General features: G+C 42.4%; 17 protein-coding genes. 15 read left to right on the top strand and 2 right to left on the bottom strand.

Annotated elements, in window-relative coordinates:
• Nucleotides 1-56: 56 nt before the first annotated feature.
• From J9317_RS07580 to J9317_RS07630, 11 genes are all read left to right on the top strand, one after another.
• Entirely contained in the window at nt 57-1,121 is a 1,065-nt protein-coding gene (locus J9317_RS07580; protein ID WP_211557570.1) for an oxidoreductase, read from the top strand.
• Between the two features lie 45 nt (nt 1,122-1,166).
• Nucleotides 1,167-1,577, top strand: coding sequence for a DUF6843 domain-containing protein (locus J9317_RS07585; protein WP_211557572.1), 411 nt, complete (start codon nt 1,167-1,169; stop codon nt 1,575-1,577).
• Between the two features lie 118 nt (nt 1,578-1,695).
• Nucleotides 1,696-2,541: a glucose PTS transporter transcription antiterminator GlcT gene (gene glcT / locus J9317_RS07590; protein ID WP_211557574.1), complete on the top strand. Its 846-nt coding sequence runs from the start codon at nt 1,696-1,698 to the stop codon at nt 2,539-2,541.
• 236 nt (nt 2,542-2,777) lie between these two features.
• Nucleotides 2,778-4,877 carry a glucose-specific PTS transporter subunit IIBC gene (ptsG, locus tag J9317_RS07595; protein ID WP_211557577.1) on the top strand — a complete coding sequence of 700 codons (2,100 nt, stop codon included), beginning with the start codon at nt 2,778-2,780 and terminating at the stop codon, nt 4,875-4,877.
• Nucleotides 4,878-4,979: 102 nt separating this feature from the next.
• Nucleotides 4,980-5,246 (top strand): phosphocarrier protein HPr, encoded by a 267-nt coding sequence (locus J9317_RS07600; RefSeq protein WP_035407000.1) that lies wholly within the window; start codon nt 4,980-4,982, stop codon nt 5,244-5,246.
• Nucleotides 5,246-6,964 carry a phosphoenolpyruvate--protein phosphotransferase gene (gene ptsP / locus J9317_RS07605; protein WP_211557579.1) on the top strand — a complete coding sequence of 573 codons (1,719 nt, stop codon included), beginning with the start codon at nt 5,246-5,248 and terminating at the stop codon, nt 6,962-6,964. Before J9317_RS07600 ends, ptsP begins: the two co-directional genes overlap by 1 nt.
• A 214-nt stretch (nt 6,965-7,178) precedes the next feature.
• Nucleotides 7,179-8,723, top strand: coding sequence for an ATP-binding protein (locus tag J9317_RS07610; RefSeq protein ID WP_211557586.1), 1,545 nt, complete (start codon nt 7,179-7,181; stop codon nt 8,721-8,723).
• A gap of 109 nt (nt 8,724-8,832) precedes the next feature.
• The gene (locus J9317_RS07615; protein ID WP_211557587.1) at nt 8,833-9,078 is read left to right on the top strand and encodes a transcriptional regulator SplA domain-containing protein; all 246 of its coding nucleotides are present in this window, start codon (nt 8,833-8,835) and stop codon (nt 9,076-9,078) included.
• 28 nt (nt 9,079-9,106) lie between these two features.
• The gene (gene splB, locus J9317_RS07620) at nt 9,107-10,135 is read left to right on the top strand and encodes a spore photoproduct lyase (protein WP_211557588.1); all 1,029 of its coding nucleotides are present in this window, start codon (nt 9,107-9,109) and stop codon (nt 10,133-10,135) included.
• 150 nt (nt 10,136-10,285) lie between these two features.
• Complete coding sequence (locus tag J9317_RS07625; protein WP_211557589.1) at nt 10,286-11,071, top strand: SDR family oxidoreductase; 786 nt, start codon at nt 10,286-10,288, stop codon at nt 11,069-11,071.
• 22 nt (nt 11,072-11,093) lie between these two features.
• The gene (locus J9317_RS07630) at nt 11,094-11,972 is read left to right on the top strand and encodes an NAD(P)-dependent oxidoreductase (RefSeq protein ID WP_211557590.1); all 879 of its coding nucleotides are present in this window, start codon (nt 11,094-11,096) and stop codon (nt 11,970-11,972) included.
• Nucleotides 11,973-12,027: 55 nt separating this feature from the next.
• Here the strand turns inward: J9317_RS07630 and J9317_RS07635 are convergent, their stop codons facing one another.
• Nucleotides 12,028-12,915 carry a CAP domain-containing protein gene (locus tag J9317_RS07635; RefSeq protein WP_211557591.1) on the bottom strand — a complete coding sequence of 296 codons (888 nt, stop codon included), beginning with the start codon at nt 12,913-12,915 and terminating at the stop codon, nt 12,028-12,030.
• A 382-nt stretch (nt 12,916-13,297) separates the two neighbouring features.
• On the opposite strand from J9317_RS07635, the gene J9317_RS07640 reads away from it, so the two are divergent.
• The 3 genes from J9317_RS07640 to J9317_RS07650 all read left to right on the top strand — a co-directional run bounded on the left by J9317_RS07640 (nt 13,298) and on the right by J9317_RS07650 (nt 18,300).
• Nucleotides 13,298-15,457, top strand: coding sequence for a peptidoglycan D,D-transpeptidase FtsI family protein (locus J9317_RS07640; protein ID WP_211557592.1), 2,160 nt, complete (start codon nt 13,298-13,300; stop codon nt 15,455-15,457).
• A 118-nt stretch (nt 15,458-15,575) separates the two neighbouring features.
• A complete protein-coding gene (locus J9317_RS07645; protein ID WP_211557593.1) occupies nt 15,576-15,758 on the top strand; it encodes a hypothetical protein in 183 nt (60 codons plus the stop codon).
• Nucleotides 15,759-16,512: 754 nt separating this feature from the next.
• Nucleotides 16,513-18,300, top strand: coding sequence for a PAS domain-containing protein (locus J9317_RS07650; protein WP_211557596.1), 1,788 nt, complete (start codon nt 16,513-16,515; stop codon nt 18,298-18,300).
• Nucleotides 18,301-18,316: 16 nt separating this feature from the next.
• Here J9317_RS07650 and J9317_RS07655 read toward each other — a convergent pair whose 3' ends face one another.
• The gene (locus tag J9317_RS07655) at nt 18,317-19,477 is read right to left on the bottom strand and encodes an aminotransferase A (protein ID WP_211557598.1); all 1,161 of its coding nucleotides are present in this window, start codon (nt 19,475-19,477) and stop codon (nt 18,317-18,319) included.
• Nucleotides 19,478-19,673: 196 nt separating this feature from the next.
• Here J9317_RS07655 and corA point away from each other — a divergent pair, with 196 nt between their 5' ends.
• On the top strand, nt 19,674-20,639 hold the full coding sequence (gene corA, locus J9317_RS07660) for a magnesium/cobalt transporter CorA (RefSeq protein WP_211557600.1): 966 nt from the start codon (nt 19,674-19,676) through the stop codon (nt 20,637-20,639).
• The last annotated feature ends 38 nt before the right edge of the window (nt 20,640-20,677 follow it).

Here is a 20,677-nt window from a genome sequence, read left to right on the forward strand (position 1 = left end):
CATTTTATACATGGTCTTAACAAAAGATGGATTAACTTAAAAGGAGTGGCTTATTAATGGAAAAGATCCGGACAGGATTGGTTGGTTATGGATTATCAGGCCAAGTGTTTCATGCTCCATTTTTGCATGCAAACCCCCGGTTTGATCTTTCTATGGTAATGGAGCGATCCAAAAACCTTGCTAAAAATATCTATCCCTATACAGAAAGAGTGAATTCGTATGAACAGGTGATCGAGGATGACTCTATAGAATTGGTGATTATTACAACTCCAAATAATCTTCATTATGAAATGGTTCAGAGAGCGCTTTTAAATGGAAAACATGTTCTTGTAGAAAAACCTTTTACCATTTCTTCGTGTGAAGGCTATGAGCTTGCCAGGCTAGCTGAGGAACAGAAGAAGGTTCTCACTGTTTATCATAACCGCAGATGGGATGGGGATTTCCTTACAGTGAAATCATTGCTGGATCAGGGGATGCTTGGAAAGCCTGCAGCTTACGAAGCTCATTTCGACCGGTTCGAAAAGAACTTAAGCACCGATGCGTGGCGGGAGAAGGATCTCCCGGGTTCAGGTATTGTTTATGATTTGGGCTCCCATTTAATAGATCAGGCACTTACTCTCTTCGGCGTACCTAAGGAAGTCAGTGCGGACATTGATATTCAGAGAGAAGGCGGTGCAGCAGATGACGCTTTTGCCATCCGGCTTTATTATCCGGAATTAACAGCCGTCCTGAAATCAGGGATGCTCGTCAGGGAACCAGGTCCCCGCTTTCAAGTCCATGGTAGCAATGGTTCGTATGTTAAATACGGAATCGATCCGCAGGAAGAAAGACTGGGAGCCGGAAGAATGCCGGATGATGAAGAAATTGGCTCGGAGAATGAAGAGTTGTGGGGAATTTTAAATACGGATATCAGCGGGCTGCACTATAGAGGAAGGGTTGAAACGATTCCAGGGCAATACATGGCATTCTATGACGGCCTATACCGGTCAATCCGGAATGAGGAAGAGCCGCCAGTCCTGGCTGAGGAGGCGGCAGATGTGATCAAAATCATTGAATGTGCCAAAATCAGCGCGGCAGAAAAAAGAACTGTTTCCTTTTCTAAGGAGCAGGCTGCTGAATAGAGAAAAGATGATTATGCCACTCTAGTAAAAAGAGGAGTGAGTATAATGAAAAAACGTTTTATAGCTGCCGCTTTCGCCCTGCTGATTTCTTCAGGATGCAAGGAGGATGACCAGGCATCTCCAAGAACATTCTTAATTCCGGAAGGGTATACGGGCTGGGTGAAAATCGAATACGACAGCACAGTAAAAGCTTCTACTTCCCAAAATGAAGGGGAAGTCCTGAAGGCTGATTCCAAAGGGTTAATTAAAACGAGCAGCAGCAGCATTCATGAAGGATGGGCTGAAAGCGACTATTTCTATGTGAGTGAAAAAGGGAAAAAAAAGAAACTGAATCCGGATCAAATGATTCATGGGAACTCCAGCGGAAGAGAGTCAAATGAAAAAACCGAACAATATTTTTTTATTGGAACAAATGAAGAGTTTCAGAAAAATCAATACAAACCTGAACATCCTTAATGACTCCTTTTTGATTCTTGCTCTAAATTTCAACAATATCCGACATTATTCGTTGACGTCCGGCGTAAACACCTGTACGATATGAAGGGTTATAGCATGAAAAGGAGCTGGGTAGGTCGTGAGTACGCCCTTTATCGTTAAGAAAGTCCTTAATAATAATGTGCTGATTGCCGATCACCTGGAGTTTCATGAGGTCGTCCTTATAGGCAGGGGAATTGGTTTTGGCAGATCTAAAGGCGATCAAATTGAAGAGCATTCCTATGAGAAAATGTTTGTGCTCAAAAATGAAAAGGAACAGGAACAATATAAAATGCTTCTTCCTTATATTGATGAAGAGGTTATTGCCGTCATTCATGAAGTGATTCAGCATATTGAGGCAAGGCTTAATCAGCCTCTTAATGAACACATTCATATTGGCCTGACAGACCATATCTCTTTCGCACTGAAAAGAATTAAGCAAGGGATGGATCTGAAAAATCCTTTCATGATTGAAACAAAAACATTGTATCCTCTGGAGTATGAGCTGGCGAAGGAAGCGGTTGATATGATTGAGAAACGCTTGAATGTCTGTCTCCCGGAAGGAGAAGTAGGATTTATCGTTCTTCATATTCACGGTGCCATTACAGATAAGCCGTTACGTGAAGTGAACCAATCTTCACAGCTGATTGCCGTTTTAACAGGAATTATCGAGGACTCTCTTAAAATACAGATTGATCGCGAAAGCATCAATTATTTAAGGCTTGTCCGGCACATTCGCTTTACAATTGACCGGGTACAGGCAGGAGAGAAGCTCGAAGAACCAGAAAAAATGGCAGACCTGTTGAAAAACGAATATCCTCTATGCTATAATACTGCTTGGAAATTAGTAAAAGTGATGCAGCAAACGCTTAAAAAGCCTGTATATAATGCAGAAGCAGTGTACCTGACCATGCATTTATACCGTCTATCCAATAAAATATCGTAACCGGTATCAGCGTGTAACTGATTCGATCAGGCATGAGTGATCAAGGCTTAGGTTTTCCGGCTTCCTATTTTGGGAATGTTTTTTCGGGGAATCTACACACCTTGTTTCACCATGCCTTTTTTATTTGTTTTTTAGCATTTTTTGCTAACGGCTTATAAGAAAACGGTTGCAACTTGCATTTATAGGATTTTTTTGCCGCTGCACGCACAAAATAGGATCAAGGAGGATTGAATCGAATGTTCAAAAATTTATTTGGCGTTTTGCAGAAAATCGGGAAAGCACTTATGCTTCCGGTAGCGATTTTGCCTGCGGCAGGAATATTGCTTGCCTTTGGTAACGCGATGCAAAACCCTCAGCTAACAGCAAAAATACCTGCATTAACAAATGAAACCTTTACTTTAATCGCAAAGGTGATGGAATCCTCAGGGGACATCGTCTTTTCTAATCTCCCGCTTCTTTTCGCGGTAGGGGTAGCAATAGGATTAGCGAAGGGTGACGGCGTTGCCGGAATCGCGGCAATCATCGGATACCTTGTTATGAACGCGACAATGAGCGCCGTTCTTACTCAAACTGGCCAGCTTCCAACAGATGCTGTTGAATTGGCGAAATTTATGGCAGCAGGCCATCCTGAATATGCCAAAGTACTTGGAATGGCAACACTCCAGACCGGAGTTTTTGGCGGGATTATAATAGGTGTTCTTGCAGCTATGATGTACAACCGTTTTTATAATATTGAGCTTCCTCAGTACCTTGGATTCTTTGCAGGAAAGCGTTTTGTTCCAATTGTAACCGCTATTTCGGCTTTAATTATCGGATTGATCATGCTCTTTGTGTGGCCTCCGGTTCAAATCGGTCTAAACGCATTCTCAACTGGATTGCTAGATGCGAATCCAACGCTTGCAGCATTCGTTTTCGGTTTGATTGAACGTTCTTTAATTCCGTTCGGTCTTCACCACATTTTCTACGCACCGTTCTGGTTTGAGTTCGGTAACTACACGAATCAGGCCGGAGAGCTTGTACGCGGTGATCAGCGTATTTTCATGGCTCAAATTAAAGACGGCGCTGAATTGACAGCTGGTACATTTATGACTGGTAAATTCCCATTCATGATGTTCGGTCTTCCGGCAGCGGCTCTTGCCATTTATCACGAAGCACGTCCTGAAAACAAGAAGTTTGTTGCGGGCATCATGGGGTCTGCAGCACTAACTTCCTTCTTAACAGGAATTACAGAACCGCTTGAGTTTAGCTTCCTGTTCGTTGCACCGATTCTATTTGGTATCCATGCAGTATTTGCAGGTCTTTCCTTTATGGTAATGCAATTGCTTAATGTAAAAATTGGTATGACGTTCTCCGGCGGTGTTATCGATTATATCCTATTCGGTATTCTTCCGAACCGGACAGACTGGTGGCTTGTTATTCCGGTAGGACTTGTTCTGGCCGTTGTTTATTATTTCGGTTTCCGTTTTGCAATCCGCAAATTCAACCTCGGAACTCCTGGACGCGAAGAAGTTAAAGCTGATGAAGACGGCGACAGTGCACAAGCTGGCGATGGAGATCTTCCTTACGAAATTCTTCAAGCTCTTGGAGGACAAGAAAACATTAAGGATCTCGATGCATGTATCACCAGACTCCGTGTACAGGTTCAAGATGTAAAAGCAGTCAAAAAAGACCGATTGAAAAATCTTGGCGCATCAGGCGTATTAGAAGTAGGAAATAACATTCAGGCTATTTTTGGACCTAAATCCGATAATCTTAAAGGACAGATTCAGGATGTAATTAATGGTAAACGCCCTCGTCCGGCACAGCCTGTTAATGTGAAAGAGGAAATAGAACAGCAAATCGAAGAAGTGAATCCAGAAGCTCTTCAAAATCACTTTGATTCTGAGCATTTTGTTTCTCCGATTCACGGCCGTATTCACCCGATTACAGAGGTACCTGATCAAGTGTTCTCTGGAAAAATGATGGGTGACGGATTTGCCATCGAGCCAATTGAAGGTTCAGTCGTATCTCCTGTAGATGGAAAAATCCTGAACATCTTCCCTACGAAGCATGCCATCGGAATTCTTTCCGACAGCGGCCATGAAATATTAATTCACGTAGGAATTGACACGGTTAGCCTGAAAGGTGAAGGGTTCGAGTCATTTATCTCTGAAGGAGACCGAGTGAAAAAAGGACAAAAACTTCTTGAAGTCAATCTTGATTTCATTAAAGCTAATGCACCATCTACGATTACTCCGATCGTCTTCACGAATCTTAAGGACGGAGAAACACTTGAGCTTCTGGAAACAGGCGAAGTGAAACTTGAACAGAAAAACATTGTGAAAATTACGAAATAATTTGAATCATACCGTCCCACTTGTCAGATGATGAGCGGGACTGGTAAGATAACATATTGTGAACAATTAAAAATACGCATAATGATAAAGGAGAAGATTAACATGGCTGAAAAAACATTTAAAGTAACTGCGGAATCCGGAATTCATGCACGTCCTGCAACAGTATTGGTTCAAACGGCTAGCCGTTTCGATGCAGATATTAACCTTGAATACAACGGTAAAACAGTAAACCTTAAATCCATTATGGGTGTTATGTCACTGGGTATTGCAAAGGATTCTGAAATCAAAATCACTGCAAGCGGTTCTGATGAAAGCGAAGCTATTTCTGCTCTTGAAGAAACAATGAAAAACGAAGGGCTAGGAGAATAATGCTCGAGCTTAAAGGTATCGGAGCTTCTGCCGGTATTGCGATTGCGAGAGCATATCGCCTTGAAGAACCAGAGCTTACTGTTTCCAAAACAACAGTTGCGGATCAGGATGCAGAGATTCGCCGGTTTGAAGAAGCTATTCAAAAATCAAAATCAGAGCTTGAAAAAATTAAAGACCATGCTTTAAAAGAACTTGGAAAAGACAAAGCAGAAATTTTCGCTGCTCACTTGCTTGTTTTAAGCGATCCAGAGCTTTTAAATCCAGTTAAAGATAAAATCAGCAGTGAAGCTTCCAATGCTGATTTTGCAATGAAAGAGACAGCCGACATGTTTGTCAGCATGTTTGAATCAATGGACAATGAATACATGAAGGAACGTGCAGCGGATATCCGCGACGTAACGAAACGTGTCATTGCGCATCTGATTGGCGTAGAGCTTCCTAGCCCATCTCTTATTTCTGAAGAGGTTGTCATTGTAGCGGAAGATCTAACTCCTTCTGATACTGCTCAATTAAACCGCCAGTATGTACTTGGTTTCACTACGGATATCGGAGGCCGCACATCTCATTCAGCAATCATGGCCCGTTCTATGGAAATTCCAGCTGTTGTCGGAACGAAAGAAGCGACAGCGAAAATTGAAAATGGAACAATGGTTATTGTAGACGGACTTAGCGGAGATGTTATCATCGATCCATCTGCTGAAACGATTGCTGCTTATGAAGAGAAGAAGAAGAAACACGAAGCTCAAAAAGCGGAGTGGGCTAAGCTTGTTAACGAGCCTACCGTCTCTAAAGACGGACAGCACGTTGAGCTTGCTGCAAACATTGGTACTCCTAAAGATGTTAAAGGGGTCATTGAAAACGGCGGAGAAGCAGTTGGACTCTACCGTACAGAATTCCTTTATATGGGGCGCGATCAGCTTCCTACAGAGGACGAGCAGTTCGAAGCTTACAAAGCAGTTCTGACTAATATGGAAGGCAAGCCTGTCGTTGTTCGTACGCTTGATATCGGAGGAGATAAGGAGCTTCCTTACCTTCACCTTCCGAAGGAAATGAATCCATTCCTTGGTTTCCGTGCAATCCGCCTTTGCCTTGAGGAACAGGACATTTTCAGAACACAGCTTCGCGCATTGCTTCGTGCAAGTGTTCACGGAAACCTTCGCATCATGTTCCCGATGATTGCAACTCTTGATGAATTCAGGCAGGCGAAAGCGGTTCTTCTTGAAGAAAAAGCTGCTCTTCAGTCTAAAGGAACAGAAGTATCCGAGAACATTGAAATCGGAATTATGGTTGAGATTCCATCCACAGCTGTTATGGCTGATGTATTTGCTAAGGAAGTAGATTTCTTCAGCATCGGAACAAACGACCTTGTGCAATATACAATGGCTGCAGACCGGATGAACGAACGGGTATCCTACCTTTATCAGCCTTACAATCCTGCAATCCTGCGCTTAATCACACTTGTAATTGAGGCGGCGCATAAAGAGGGCAAATGGGTTGGTATGTGCGGGGAAATGGCTGGAGATCCAATTGCAATTCCAATTCTTCTCGGTTTGGGACTGGACGAGTTCTCAATGAGTGCCACTTCCATTCTGCCGGCAAGAACACAAATCCTTAACCTTTCCAAAGAAGAAGCCGCTTCTCATAAAGAACAGATCCTTGGAATGCAAACGACGCAAGAGGTTATTGATTTTGTAAAGAAAACTTTCAACGTAAAGTAAGACCATTTTTCAGGACAGGCGAAAGCCTGTCTTTTTTTTGCATTTTTTGTAGAAAAATGGGCTATTGGATAGAATTTACTGATATAATGACTATAATCATATACATATGAACGGGATTTTAGATACTGCCTCTATTCAATCCTCATACATTTGAAGGATGAAAAAGGGATGACAGGTCTGACTGCGATTAATCTGATGAAGAAGAGGTTTTACGATGGATAACAAGCAGTTAATTATAAAAAGGAACCGCTTTTTAATTAGGTTGCTGTGTCTTTTTTACATTTTGGATCTTGGATTTATCTACGCGATTGATGGCGTTAGGAATTACTGGCTCTTGTGCCTCTTTTTTGGTGTTCCTTTTGTTTTCTTATTTATTACCGAAAAAAAGATGTATCCGGTATGGCAGATGTACTCGCTTATTGCTCTTTTATACAGCTATTTATTCATGCTGAATCTAACGGTTCCATCCTTTGTTAATATCATGTTTCTTGTTTTGCCGATCTTGGTAAGCACAATCTACCAGGACCGCAGAATCCTGATTTTTTCAGGCCTTTTTACAGCATCGGCGCAAATGTTTTTTTTCTATTCCGATTATGATGTGCTGCTGCAGAGTGTAACAAGAAAAGAAATTGCCTATTATATGCTGTTCACGATTCTGGTGCTTTTCTTCCAGCTTTACTATCTTCAGTTCCTCGGGAAACTTTGGAAACAGGTGAATGAGCAAAAGGATGAAATGGCTGTCACCCTTGAATCAACCAAAGCGCAGCTGGAACTGCTTTTTTCCCAAAGTAAAGATGCCATTGCCCTGCTTGATACTGAATATAGAGTTACAGCTGTGAATCCTGCGTTTGAAGAGTTATATCAAATGAAGGAAAGTGATCTTAAAGGCAAGGTCTATCCGCACGGTGAATATGCATTCCTTGATGACTTCAAACACGTAAGGATAGAAAACAGGATCAGCCGCACGGATCGGACTGGAGATGGGGCCCTCGTAGAAGTGGAAGTGGCTGTTTCCCCTATATATGGTGACAAGGGCGCACTAATTGCCCACTCTGAAGTAATCCGCGACGTGACTGAGAGGAGAACAGAGGAACTCATGCTGATACAAGCTGAAAAGCTTAAAGTGGCTGGCGAAATGGCGGCAGGTGTTGCTCACGAGATCAGAAATCCGCTTACCGTTCTTCAGGGATTCCTCCAGATGCTCCATGAAAATGCACCGGCAAATTACCCTTATACAGAGATCATGCTTGCTGAACTTAAACGGCTTAATGAAATTGTCAGTGAGTTTCTCATTTTGTCAAAACCCCAATCCGTAACTCGGAAATTATTTAATTTAAGGGATATCCTGAATGAAACTATTACTTTTTTCGGTTCTGAAATGGCTCTTAATAACATTGTGATTGAGATTAGCGAAATTCAGTCATTTTCAATAAATGGAGATGGAAATCAGATTAAGCAGGTTTTGATTAATCTTTTGAAAAATTCCAGTGATGCGATGCCTAATGGCGGTGTTATTAAGGTTTCTTTGAAAAAGACAGAGGATCGAAAGGTTGTTCTCCTTATCAAGGACAGCGGAAAAGGAATTCCATCAAACGTTTTAAAGAAAATTAAAGAACCATTCTTTACTACAAAAGAAAAAGGGACAGGTCTAGGTCTTGTCATTACTGAAAAAATAATGAATCAGCATGGCGGTTCGATGGTTATTGAGAGTGAGGAAGGGATAGGGACGACGGTGAAGCTTTATCTCCCGCTGCCTTAAAAGGAATTGACTTTAAACGTCAGTTCCTTTTTTTATCGGGCATCATCATAAAATCTCCGCTATCCGCAAAGATTAAGACAGACGAATAGCAAAGGAGCTGACAGCAGCGATGGACAGACAGCAGGCAAAAGCGGGAGACACCGTCTATGTTATTTACCGGAATCCCCATACAGCGAATGTAGCCGTCATTAAAGAGGCTGAAGTAGTGCAGCATCCGGAAGATGAAAATGACGTCGCACTGTTCTTATATGAGACGTATCACGAGCTTCTGCCGGATGATGCGGTTTTCTCTTCCTATGAAGAAGCGGAACAACTGTACAATGAGCTGTTTAATCATAACCAATATGAAGGCTGAATGAACGTCAATAAAGGAGGAAGCAATCATGGTTAAACCGTTTGTTCCGCAGCTTGTATACATAGAGCCCAGGGCTCTTGACTATCCGCTCGGAGTAGAATTGAAAGAGAAGTTTGAAAACATGGGACTTGAAATCCGGGAAACAACATCTCACAATCAGGTTAGAAATATACCCGGGAAGAATCATCTTCAGCAATACCGCAATGCTAAATCAACCCTCGTTATCGGAGTGAGGAAAACTCTTAAATTCGATACATCCAAGCCTTCCGCCGAATATGCCATACCGCTTGCGACTGGTTGTATGGGACATTGCCATTATTGTTATTTGCAAACAACAATGGGGAGCAAGCCGTATATAAGAACGTACGTAAATGTAGAAGAGATTTTGGATCAGGCAAATGAATACATGAAGGAAAGAGCACCTGATATTACCAGGTTTGAAGCATCCTGTACATCTGACATTGTAGGCGTGGACCACCTGACCCACTCTTTGAAAAGAGCAATTGAATACTTTGGCCAGAGTGATCTTGGGCAATTGCGGTTTGTCACAAAATTTCATCACGTTGATCATTTGCTTGATGCAAATCATAATGGGAGAACCCGTTTTCGCTTCAGTATAAATGCGGATTATGTTATTAAAAATTTTGAACCGGGCACCTCTCCGCTTGATCAGAGAATAGAGGCAGCTGTTAAGGTGGCAAGAGCAGGATATCCGCTAGGCTTTATTGTAGCGCCTATTTATATACATGAAGGATGGCAGGAGGGGTATAAACAGCTTTTTGTTAAGCTTCATGAATCCCTGCCGAAGGATGCCATTCAGGATATTACATTTGAAATGATCCAGCACCGTTTTACGAAGCCTGCAAAACGGGTGATTGAAAAAAATTACCCAAAAACAAAGCTTGAGATGAGCGAAGAGGAAAGGCGCTATAAGTGGGGTCGGTATGGCATAGGGAAATATATTTATCAAAAGGACGAGGAACAAGAACTCAGAGATACGCTCGAAGATTATATTGAACAGTATTTTCCTCAGGCGAAAATCGAATATTTTACATGATGAGACAGCTATAACGGCTGTCTTTTTTCTAGAAGGGAATAATGCACCGCAATATCCGGAGCGGTTAGGGTGTGATAAGATTAATGTATTAAAGGGCTCCTTTTCAAAAAAAATTGGAAAAAAGCCTATTAAAATCAAGGGGTGGTAAAGATGGATTTAGAATTACAGCATAAAACAGCTCTTGTCATTGCCTCGAGCCAGGGGCTTGGAAAAGCCGTTGCCAAAAAACTTGCTCAAGAAGGCGCGAACGTTGTAATTACCGGCCGGAACGCTGAAAAACTGGAGAAAGTCCAGCAGGAGCTTGCTTACATTGGAGATGGCCGGATCATCAGTAAACAATGTGATATTACCAATTCTGAACAAATTAAAGATCTCGTTAAACATACAGTAGATGAGTTTGGAGAGATTGATGTCCTGGTGAATAATGCCGGCGGACCTCCAGCTGGATCCTTTGACCAATTGACAGATGAGAACTGGTATGATGCATTTGAACTGAATCTTCTCAGCTATGTCCGAGTTATCCGGGAGGTTCTTCCTTTTATGAAAGAAAACGGTGGCAGAATTGTCAATATCGCTTCATCTTCTGTAAAAGAGCCTATCTCAGGATTATTGCTTTCCAATACGTTTAGAATGGGTATTGTCGGATTGACAAAAACCCTCTCACAGGAATATGCTTCCCGCAATATCCTTATCAACACGCTGGCTCCCGGCAGAATTGCGACAGATCGGGTAGCCTATCTTGATGAATCTTCTGCTGATAGGCAAGGGATTACGGCTGAGGAAATGACGGAAAAAAATAAAGCGATGATTCCTTTAGGAAGATATGGAGAACCTGAGGAGTTTGCTAACTACGCCGTTTTCCTATTATCGGGCGCTAATACATATGTAACGGGACAAACCCTGCTTGTTGATGGCGGTATGGTTAAATCCGTATAAAAATATTTGAGAGGAAGAGACGATGACTGAAACGGTTGCTTTTATTGGAACAGGTGTAATGGGGAAAAGCATGGCAGGCCACTTAATGGATAAAGGCTATAAGCTGACTGTTTATACAAGAACAAAGGAGAAGGCGGAAGAGCTTCTTTATAAGGGGGCTCTTTGGGCGGAGACAGTAAAAGAAGCCGTGCAAAACGCTGATTTTGTCATCACGATGGTTGGCTATCCCCATGATGTGGAGAATATCTATCTTGGGGAAAACGGAATTGTTCAATCAGCCAAAGAAGGAGCGCACCTGATTGACATGACCACATCCAAGCCTTCTTTAGCCAAAACGATTGCTGACACAGCCCGTGAAAAAGGCTTGTATGCTATGGATGCTCCCGTTTCCGGAGGAGATGTTGGAGCGAAAGAAGCAAGACTTGCGATTATGGCTGGCGGAGACAAACAGGCTTTTGAAAAATGTCTGCCTCTTTTTGAAGCAATGGGGAACAATATTGTGTATCAAGGGGAAGCGGGATCCGGGCAGCATACAAAGATGAGCAACCAGATTGCGATTGCTGCAGGAATGATCGCGGTTTGCGAAGCCGTCGCCTATGCGGAGAAATCAGGGCTGGATCCGGAGAGTGTTTTAAAAAGCATTTCAACAGGGGCAGCGGGAAGCTGGTCTCTCAGCAATCTGGCACCGCGCATGCTTCATGGCAATTTTGAACCCGGATTTTACGTCAAGCATTTTATAAAGGATATGAGAATTGCCAAAGAGGAATCCGAGCTCTTCGGAATGAAAGCACCAGGACTTGATTTAGCCCTCTCCTTATACGAGAAGCTTGAAGCTCTTGGGGAGGAAAACAGCGGAACACATGCCCTATATAAGCTTTGGAAACAGGAACAACTATCATAAAAAGAACAAAAAAAACAGCCGCTGAAAAGCGGCTGTCTGATAATCTCAAACTCTATTATTTACCGATGAACTGCTGAGTCCAGTAGTTGCCTTCTTCAACATGTCCGACACCGATATGAGTGAATTCTGGGTTCATGATGTTTTTGCGGTGCCCTTCACTGTCCATCCAAGCTTGTACAACTTCTTCTGGAGATTTTTGTCCCATAGCGATGTTTTCACCGGCAGTTTGGTACTCAATGCCGAATTTTTTCATCATATCAAACGGAGATCCGTAAGTTGGGCTGTTGTGATCAAAGTAGTTGTTCTTTTGCATATCTGCAGATTTTTCTTTCGCTACTTTGCTTAAGCTTTCATCAACTGCAAGCGGTTTAAGACCTTGTTTTTCACGCTCTTTATTTGTTAGTTCAACAACTTGCTGTTCGAATTCGCTTAGAGCGCCGGATTTAGCTGTTTCTTGCTTAGGCTGCTCAGAAGCCTGTTCTTTTGCCGGAGCTTGCTGCTGTCCTTGAGCTGGAGCTGGAGCTGGAGCTTCTTGCTTAGGCTGAGCTTGCTCACCTTGAACTGGAGCTGCTTCTTCTTTCGGCTGAGCCTGTTCAGGTGCTTGCTTTTGCTCAGGCTGCTGTCCAGCAGGGCATGGCTGACCTTGGCTGTTCTGTGCCTGCTCTTGATTAGGCTGAGCTTGCTGTCCTTGAGCTGCTTGTGCTTGTTTGCCAAGAAGCTGCTGAACTTGTTCTTGAATTTGTTTTTGGCTGCCGTTGCCTTCAGCTGCTTGCTGAACCTGCTCCGGGCTGATATTGAATTTCTCGCTAAGCTGCGTTACTTTAGCCTGTACGTTCTGCTGTGAAAGCTCCTGTGCGCTTGCCGGGTTGCCTCCAGCGAAAGTTACGAATCCTGCCGCCGCTGCGACTGATATAATGAAAGATTTCTTAGTAGTGTTCTTCATAAGTTAAAGCCCTCCTAAAAAATGTTTGTTTTTGTTTTTGCGTGTTGCTCTCTTGCACAAACTCATCATAACACGCTAGATTCGTAATATAAGAACCACCGTTTTCCATTGACATCGCTGGTTTTGAAACAGTATTTTCCTTTTCTCTCAATCTCTTATTTTCCAATGGTTTGCAGAACTTTCTTTAAGTAAGTTAAGGATTTTTTGATAGTGTTTTGCTTCCAGAAAATTCAACGGTTTGAAGTTATTTCATTGAATTTAATGTTGACACTAAAAATAGGCCGTTCGACATATGACAACTGTTACGTAAGTGTTACAATAGGAATGTTATTTTACAAAACTGCCCTTGATATAGATATAAATTTTGAAAGGAGTCAATAAATTGACTGAGCAAGCTGCTAATTCCTCTGAGAATCGAAAGCTGAAAAGATCCCGGCAATTTCGAATCAACATTTTCTTCTTTGGTGTATTCCTGATTTTTACCCTCCTCATCATTCGGCTCGGAGTTATTCAGATTGTGAAAGGGGAAGAGTATACGAAGGAAGTTTCCAGAACGGAAGCAAATATCTCTTCCTATCCGGCACCGCGCGGTAAAATGTATGACCGGTATGGCCGTGTTGTAGTGGATAACATAAGTGTTCCTGCAATTACCTATACAGTAGAAAAAAGCACGAAGACAGCAGATAAGCTGAAGACAGCTAAAAAATTAGCCGAATATATTGAGGTTGAAGAAAAAGACCTTCAATATACAGCCGGGCAGGAAAGTGAGCGCGATATCCGCGATTATTGGCTTGCTTCCCATGAAGAAGAAGCGAAAACCCTTCTAACTGAAAAGGATTTGGAGAAGAGCGGCAAGGAGCAATATAAGCTGCAGGTAGAGCGGGTGCCCGGCAATGAAGTAGATGAGATCCGCAATAATCCGGAAGAGCTCGAAATGGCTGTACTTTTTAAACGGTTTTCAGCGGGATACCAATATGAGCCTCAAGTGATTAAATCACAGGCACCTCCAAAGGATGAGATGCCAAGCGCTAAAAATATGCTGACCAATGACGAAATGGCCAGAGTTTCTGAAAACATCGAATCCATGCCTGGAATCAATATCATAACGGACTGGAACCGGAATTATGTTTATGGCGATACACTAGTGAGCATCCTGGGCGGAGTCACTTCTTCCTCTCAGGGAATTCTGCAGGAGCGTAAAGCGTATTATCAAGCACGCGGATACGCCCGCAACGACCGTGTCGGTAAATCAAGACTTGAATATCAATATGAAGAATACTTAAATCCCCGTAAGGCGAAAATCGAATATGTGACAGATAAAAACGGAAACACCATTTCAGAAAAAGTAGTCGATCCGGGAAGAAGAGGTTTGGATCTTCAGCTAACCTTTGATGCAGAACTGCAGAAGGAAGCAGAAAAAATCATTGAAGAAGAGCTGAAAAAGGTAGTGGCTGTAAGCCCATATGCAGATCGTGCATTTGCTGTCATGATGGATCCTTACCAAGGCGATATTATCGCGATGGCAGGAAAAGGGTATGATCGCTATAACTCGAAAAAGTATTATGATTTTTCATATGGAGCCTACACAACCCAATATGAAATGGGTTCTGCCGTTAAGGGTGCGACGCTTTTGGCAGGCTTCCAGGAAGGTCTTCAGCCTGGAACTTCATTTAATGATAGTTTACCGATTTTGCTAAAAGGTGCAAAACCGAAAAAATCCCTGCATCCAAGCGGCTGGGTCGATGACCGTGAAGCTCTGGAAGTAAGTTCGAACGTTTACATGTTCCGGACTGCGATGGAAATTGCCGATATCCCTTATGTACCGAACGGCAAATTTCCGGCTGGACCTGCTGCATTGCAGAAGTTCAGGAATTTAAATGACCAGTTCGGACTGGGAGTGCCCACAGGCATCGATTTGCCGGGCGAAGCACACGGACAGCGTTCGCATCCGGATACAGTCGGAGGACTGCTGCTTGACGTTGCTATTGGCCAATACGATACGTACACGCCTCTGCAAATGGCGCAGTACATTTCTGTAATTGCCAATGGCGGCTACCGTATAGAGCCCAGAGTGGTGAAATCCATTCATGAACCGATCAATGAAAACAAGCTTGGACCGCTCGTTGTTGAAAAAGAACCTGAAATCCTAAATGCCATAAACAACACCCAAAATGAAATTGAACGGATTAAGGCCGGCATGAAGCTTGTTACGAAAGGATCCAAAGGTACAGCCAGAGCTTACTTTAAGGGACTGGATGTAGCAGGAAAAACAGGTACGACCCAATCCTTCTATACAAATATTCAAATGGGAATTAAAGCACAGCCTGTGAGCAATGTTACCTTTGTTGGTTATTACCCGACTGACCATCCTAAGGTTGCATTCAGTGTCACTGTTCCTGGAGTCAGAGAGAAATCATCTGCAACAACTGCAAGCAGAGTCATCGCTGACCGATTAATGAAAGCCTACACAGAGCTTGAAAAGAAATACAAGGGCCAGGAAAATATGTCAGAAGTTAAAATTGAAGAAACAAAAGAATCGTAAACGAAATCATGAGCCGAACCGCATCTCCCTGCGGTTCTTTTTTTTGCCAACTATATTCCCGGCTCATTAGCTGCAAAATAAATTGAACACTCACATCACGAATAAGAGGTGAATGATAATGGCTAAGCGCACAAAGAAACATGATGCAGATCAAAAAAATAAAAAAGGGTTTGACTCTGCAAAGTCGGATACAGAATTTGCTCATGAATCTGGAAGCCATCATGTAAATGAGCTTCATCATGAGAAGGCAAAAAAGGAAAAGGCGTCTAAAAACCAGGGTGAATATAAGGGAATGAATTAATGAATGAATTAATGGAGAAAGAAATTGGGCTGTCTAAAAAGCCCTAGTGAGAGGAAATGTCCGAATGGTAAACCCAAGAGCACTCGCTGAGTGAACTTGGGTTTTTATTATTGTCTCGAGGATGTTTTTCAATGATGTGCTTTGAACAAAATGCAGTAGGCTGATTCGAGGGGAAAGGCGCAGCTGCTTGGGGAGGCTCACCGCACGCTTAGGATAAGCCCGGTCCTGCAGGGGAAGTCAGCCAACCCCCGTCCCATTTTAAAGCGCAAAGTTTACGAGAACAGACTTAAATACGACTTTCTGGACGGCACTTTTTCTGCCTATCCTCTTCTTAGCACACGGAAAGCTGATTCGCTTCCCGCAGCATTTAGCTGATTTTCAAAAAAGTACGTGAGCATCTGTTCTTATAATAAGGGAAAATTTTGAAAGTATTTGAAGGATTCGGCAATCATTTCTCGAATGTTTTATAGTTATTAAGCCTATTAGCGCAGAAGGTGTTTTCTTAATAAGGCTAAGTTAAAGCATGGTGGTAATTTATTAACACCTGTTGATTGGAGTGGAGGCTCACCGCCCGCAGCGGAAATCAGCAGCCAAGTTTAACAGAGCTCTTAACAACAAAATGCTCTGCTAAAATAACGGATGATTTATCATTATGCTATAGCGGAAATCAGCCGATACATTTATCAGAGCTTTAAAAAAAAGAACAAAGATAAAAGGATTCATCTGATTGCTTTTCCGAAAAGGGGGGGAAGCCATGGATCAGCAAAGGGAAAAAACAGACTACCTGTACACGGTACTTAATGCAAATGGGAAAATACTGTATGCTTCCGCAAATACCTTTGATTTAATTGGCTTTAGGAATGAAGAACTGATTGGCAAATACTTTGTTGACTACGTACATAGGGATGATGTTCAGACACTTGTAAGCTACCTGCAGAATCAGCATCATATGTATCCGTGTATTTTCAGGATGGGATATGGAGAAGATTTCGCCTGGGCAGAAGCTACACTGGATTATATTCAGAGTGTGGTTGGGGATGCAGACCGTGAAGAGATTGTTCTGAAGGTGATCCTTTGTGACGGAAAGCAGATAATCCCAACTGAGCACAAAAATGTGTATACGGATGGAATTGATGAAAAAAGTTATTTAAATAATCTGCCGAGTCCGCTATTAATCACCGTTAACGGAATCATTCAGTATGCAAACAAGGAAGCCATTGGTCTTTTGAATGCCGGGACAGATGATTCTAAATTAATTGGCCTCAATTCTCTTGAGCTGATTCACGATGAATATAAAGAAATATTCCGCAATCGAATTGAACGGCTTCAAAAAGGCGGCAAGATCGGCATTGTGGAGCAAACGTGGAGAAGACTCGATGGGGTCCCAATTGAAATAGAGGTGAAGACCTCTTCCATACAATACGAACAGCAGCGGGCTGAACTTGTTGTCCTGCTTGATATCTCTGCCCGCAAACGATTTCAGAAAATCCTGCAGAAAAGCCGTGAACGCTATCAGAGGCTTATTCAAAATTCATTGGACACCATTGCGGTTATCCATCGGAACAAATGGGTCTTTATCAATGAATCCGGTGTTAAGCTCTTTCAGGCTTCCGGCTATCAGGATATGCTCGGCAAGAACTATGGCAATTTCATGGAGGCCGAACAGCAGCAGATAGCGCAAGCTTTGCTAAACGAAGTTCTATTTGGACAATCTGATTCGGAAATCGGGGAAGTCATCTGGAGAACGTATGAAAACAGGCTGATTTATACAGAAATGGTCTGCATTCCAACTTCGTATTTCGGAGAGCCTGCCGTGCAGGTGATATTGAGGGATTTATCCGAGAAGAAAAAAACTGAAGAACTGATGCTCAGGTCCGAAAAATTATCTGTAGCAGGGCAGCTTGCGGCAGGCATTGCCCATGAAATTCGAAATCCCCTCACAGCCATAAAAGGCTTTTTGCAGTTAATGAGAACAAATGAAAGAAGCAGTGATCAGTACTTTAATATCGTGTTTGGCGAATTAAACCGCATTGAGCTTATTTTAAGCGAGCTTCTGGTGCTGGCGAAGCCTCAAAACAGCATGTTTATTAAAACCAATCTGAAAAAACTGATTTTAGAAGTAACAACCTTGCTTGAGACTCAGGCAAATTTGAACGGTGTATTTATTGAAACCATCCATTCTGACAATGAATCCATCCTTTTTGGAGATCCAAACCAGCTTAAACAGGTCTTCATCAATTTAATCAAAAATGCAATTGATGCCATGCCAAAGGGAGGGACAGTAAGAATTTGCACAAGTTTGATGGAAGATCAAATTAAAGTCACCGTTCAGGATGAAGGGGAGGGCATTCCCGAAGCCGTCCTGAAAAAGATGGGAGATCCGTTTTTTACTACAAAAGAAAAAGGGACCGGACTGGGTTTAATGATTACGTATAACATTATTGAAAACCATTTTGGAAAGGTCAGTCTTATCAGTGAGAAGGGGAAAGGAACAACCTTCACTATCTGCTTTCCAATAAAAGAAGGACGCCCGGTAAAATGAGCGTCCCTCTTTTGCATTAAATCGGCTGAACAACATTGCGGATATAGTGATCCAGTCGGTCCATTCCCTTTTCGAGCTCTTCCATTGAATAAGCATAAGAAATTCGCACAAAACCTTCGCCATGTTTTGAAAAAGCACTCCCCGGAACGACAGCCACTCCGCCATCGCTTACAAGAGAGAGGGCAAAATCGAATGAAGAAAGTCCGAATTTCCTAATTGATGGAAAAATATAAAAAGCCCCTGTAGGCCTCGCTGTTTCAATTCCCATCTTAATAAGCCGGCCGTAAACATATTCCATTCTTTTCCGGTACTGGTCGCGCATGATCAGAGCATCATCTATTCCATTTGTCAGCGCTTCAAATGCAGCTTTCTGGGAAATCGAAGAAGCACAAGAAACATTGTACTGGTGGACCTTCAGCATATGCTTTGCAATCTGTTTACGGGCAAATACAAAACCAATTCTCCACCCTGTCATGCTATGGGATTTAGAAAGCCCGTTAATGACGATGGTCTGCTCGGGGAGCATGGATGCTATAGAGTGATGGGCCTCGGTAAATACCAGCTCACTGTATATTTCATCAGATAAAACAAAAATCTCTCTTCCTCTTAACAGCTGAGCGATTTTCTCAAGCTCCTCTTTTTCAAGAGTCATACCAGTAGGGTTAGAGGGGTACGGCAGGATGACGCATCTGGTTTTATCTGTCAAACGCGCTTCAATTTGCTCAGCCGTCAGCTTAAATTGAGTTCTTGTCGTATCTGCGTGGACCGGAATAGCCCCGCAGAGTTTAATGATTGGCTCGTAGCCTGGATAAACCGGGCCCGGCAAAATGACCTCGCTGCCTTCAGCTAAAATGGTCCGCAGAGTAAGATCAATTGCCTGGCTGGCCCCGGCAGTCACAATCACTTCATCCTCGGGGCGGTAGGAGAGCTTATATTTTTTAAATAAATAATCGCTGGCCGCTTTTCTAAGCTCTAAAAACCCTGCATTATGGGTATAAGAAGTAAAATTGTCGTCAATTGCTTTTTTAGCTGCCGCTTTTACATGATGGGGAGTGAAGAAATCAGGCTGTCCAATTGTTAGAGACACGACATCATCGTAGTCTGCCACTAAGTTAAAAAATTTTCGGATTCCTGACATTTCAAGTTCTTTCACTCTTGGCTGGATTAAATGTTCCATACAATCACCTTTTCTTCCTCGTGCTTATGTCTCATTTTAACAAATCTTATGAGGGATTTGTATAGATAAACTTTTTCGCTGCTAAATCCTCCTTACAATGGAACACAATCCTATGTATACTTAAAGAAGGTGGTTTGATTCCAGCATGAAAGGGTAAATTCATATGGAGTAAAACTGTAAATCGGAGTTGGAGAAAATGATACGGACTGTAGCCATAACTAACACAGGAGATGTTGTATACGATTTGCCGCTAAGTTCTTTAAAGAAAGAGGATTATAGGTGGTATTGGGTTGATTTTCAGGAACCTACTGAAAAAGAAATTCTGCTTCTTTCAAAATTTTTCCGCTTTCATCCTTTAGCGATTGAGGATTGTGTTGAATTTACCCAAAGACCAAAAATGGACTTTTACGATGGATATTTTTTCCTTGTTCTTCATGCAATTCATCAGAAAACCCTTGATGCAGAGGAAGTTGATCTCTTTGTAAGCGATCAATATCTTGTCTCCTTTCATAAAAAACCTATTAGGGAAATCAGCAATATGTTTCTGCGCGTCAAAAAGGACCCTGTCATGCAGGCAGGCCCGCTCCAGATTATGTATCAAATTCTGGATAAACTTGTCGACGATTACTTTCCTCCCGTATACCGTCTAGAGGACGTTTTAAATTCGCTGGAGGATAAAGCGGAAGAAAGAACAATCAGTTCAATTATGGAAGAGGTCTTTACCATACGTACAGATTTGTCCAGTGTGCGAAGAAGCATTATTCCGATGCGGGATTTATTGTACAGAATGATTTCTTCAACGAAGCTGAGCGGATTGAAGGAAAAAGAGATTTACTTGCAGGACGTATATGATCACCTGCTTAAGCTTGTTGAAATGATTGATGCAAATCGGGAACTGACTGCAGATATTCGAGACAGCTATCTTTCCATAAGTTCTGATAAAATGAACCGGATTATGATGACCCTAACGGTTATGTCTTCCATATTTCTTCCTCTTACATTTATCGCAGGACTTTACGGGATGAACTTCCAATACATGCCGGAGCTGCAGGGGAGAAACAGTTATTTTATCGTTTTAGGCATCATGATTGTCATAGCGCTGCTCATGATTGGCTTCTTTTGGAAGGTCGGCTGGCTTCGTTATAAAAAATCGAAGCTGTAGTCAGATCTCTTAAACAGAAAAAGTAATTATCCCTCTTA

The organism is Metabacillus flavus (assembly GCF_018283675.1).
In the GTDB taxonomy this organism is placed as follows: Bacteria; Bacillota; Bacilli; order Bacillales; family Bacillaceae; genus Metabacillus_B; species Metabacillus_B flavus.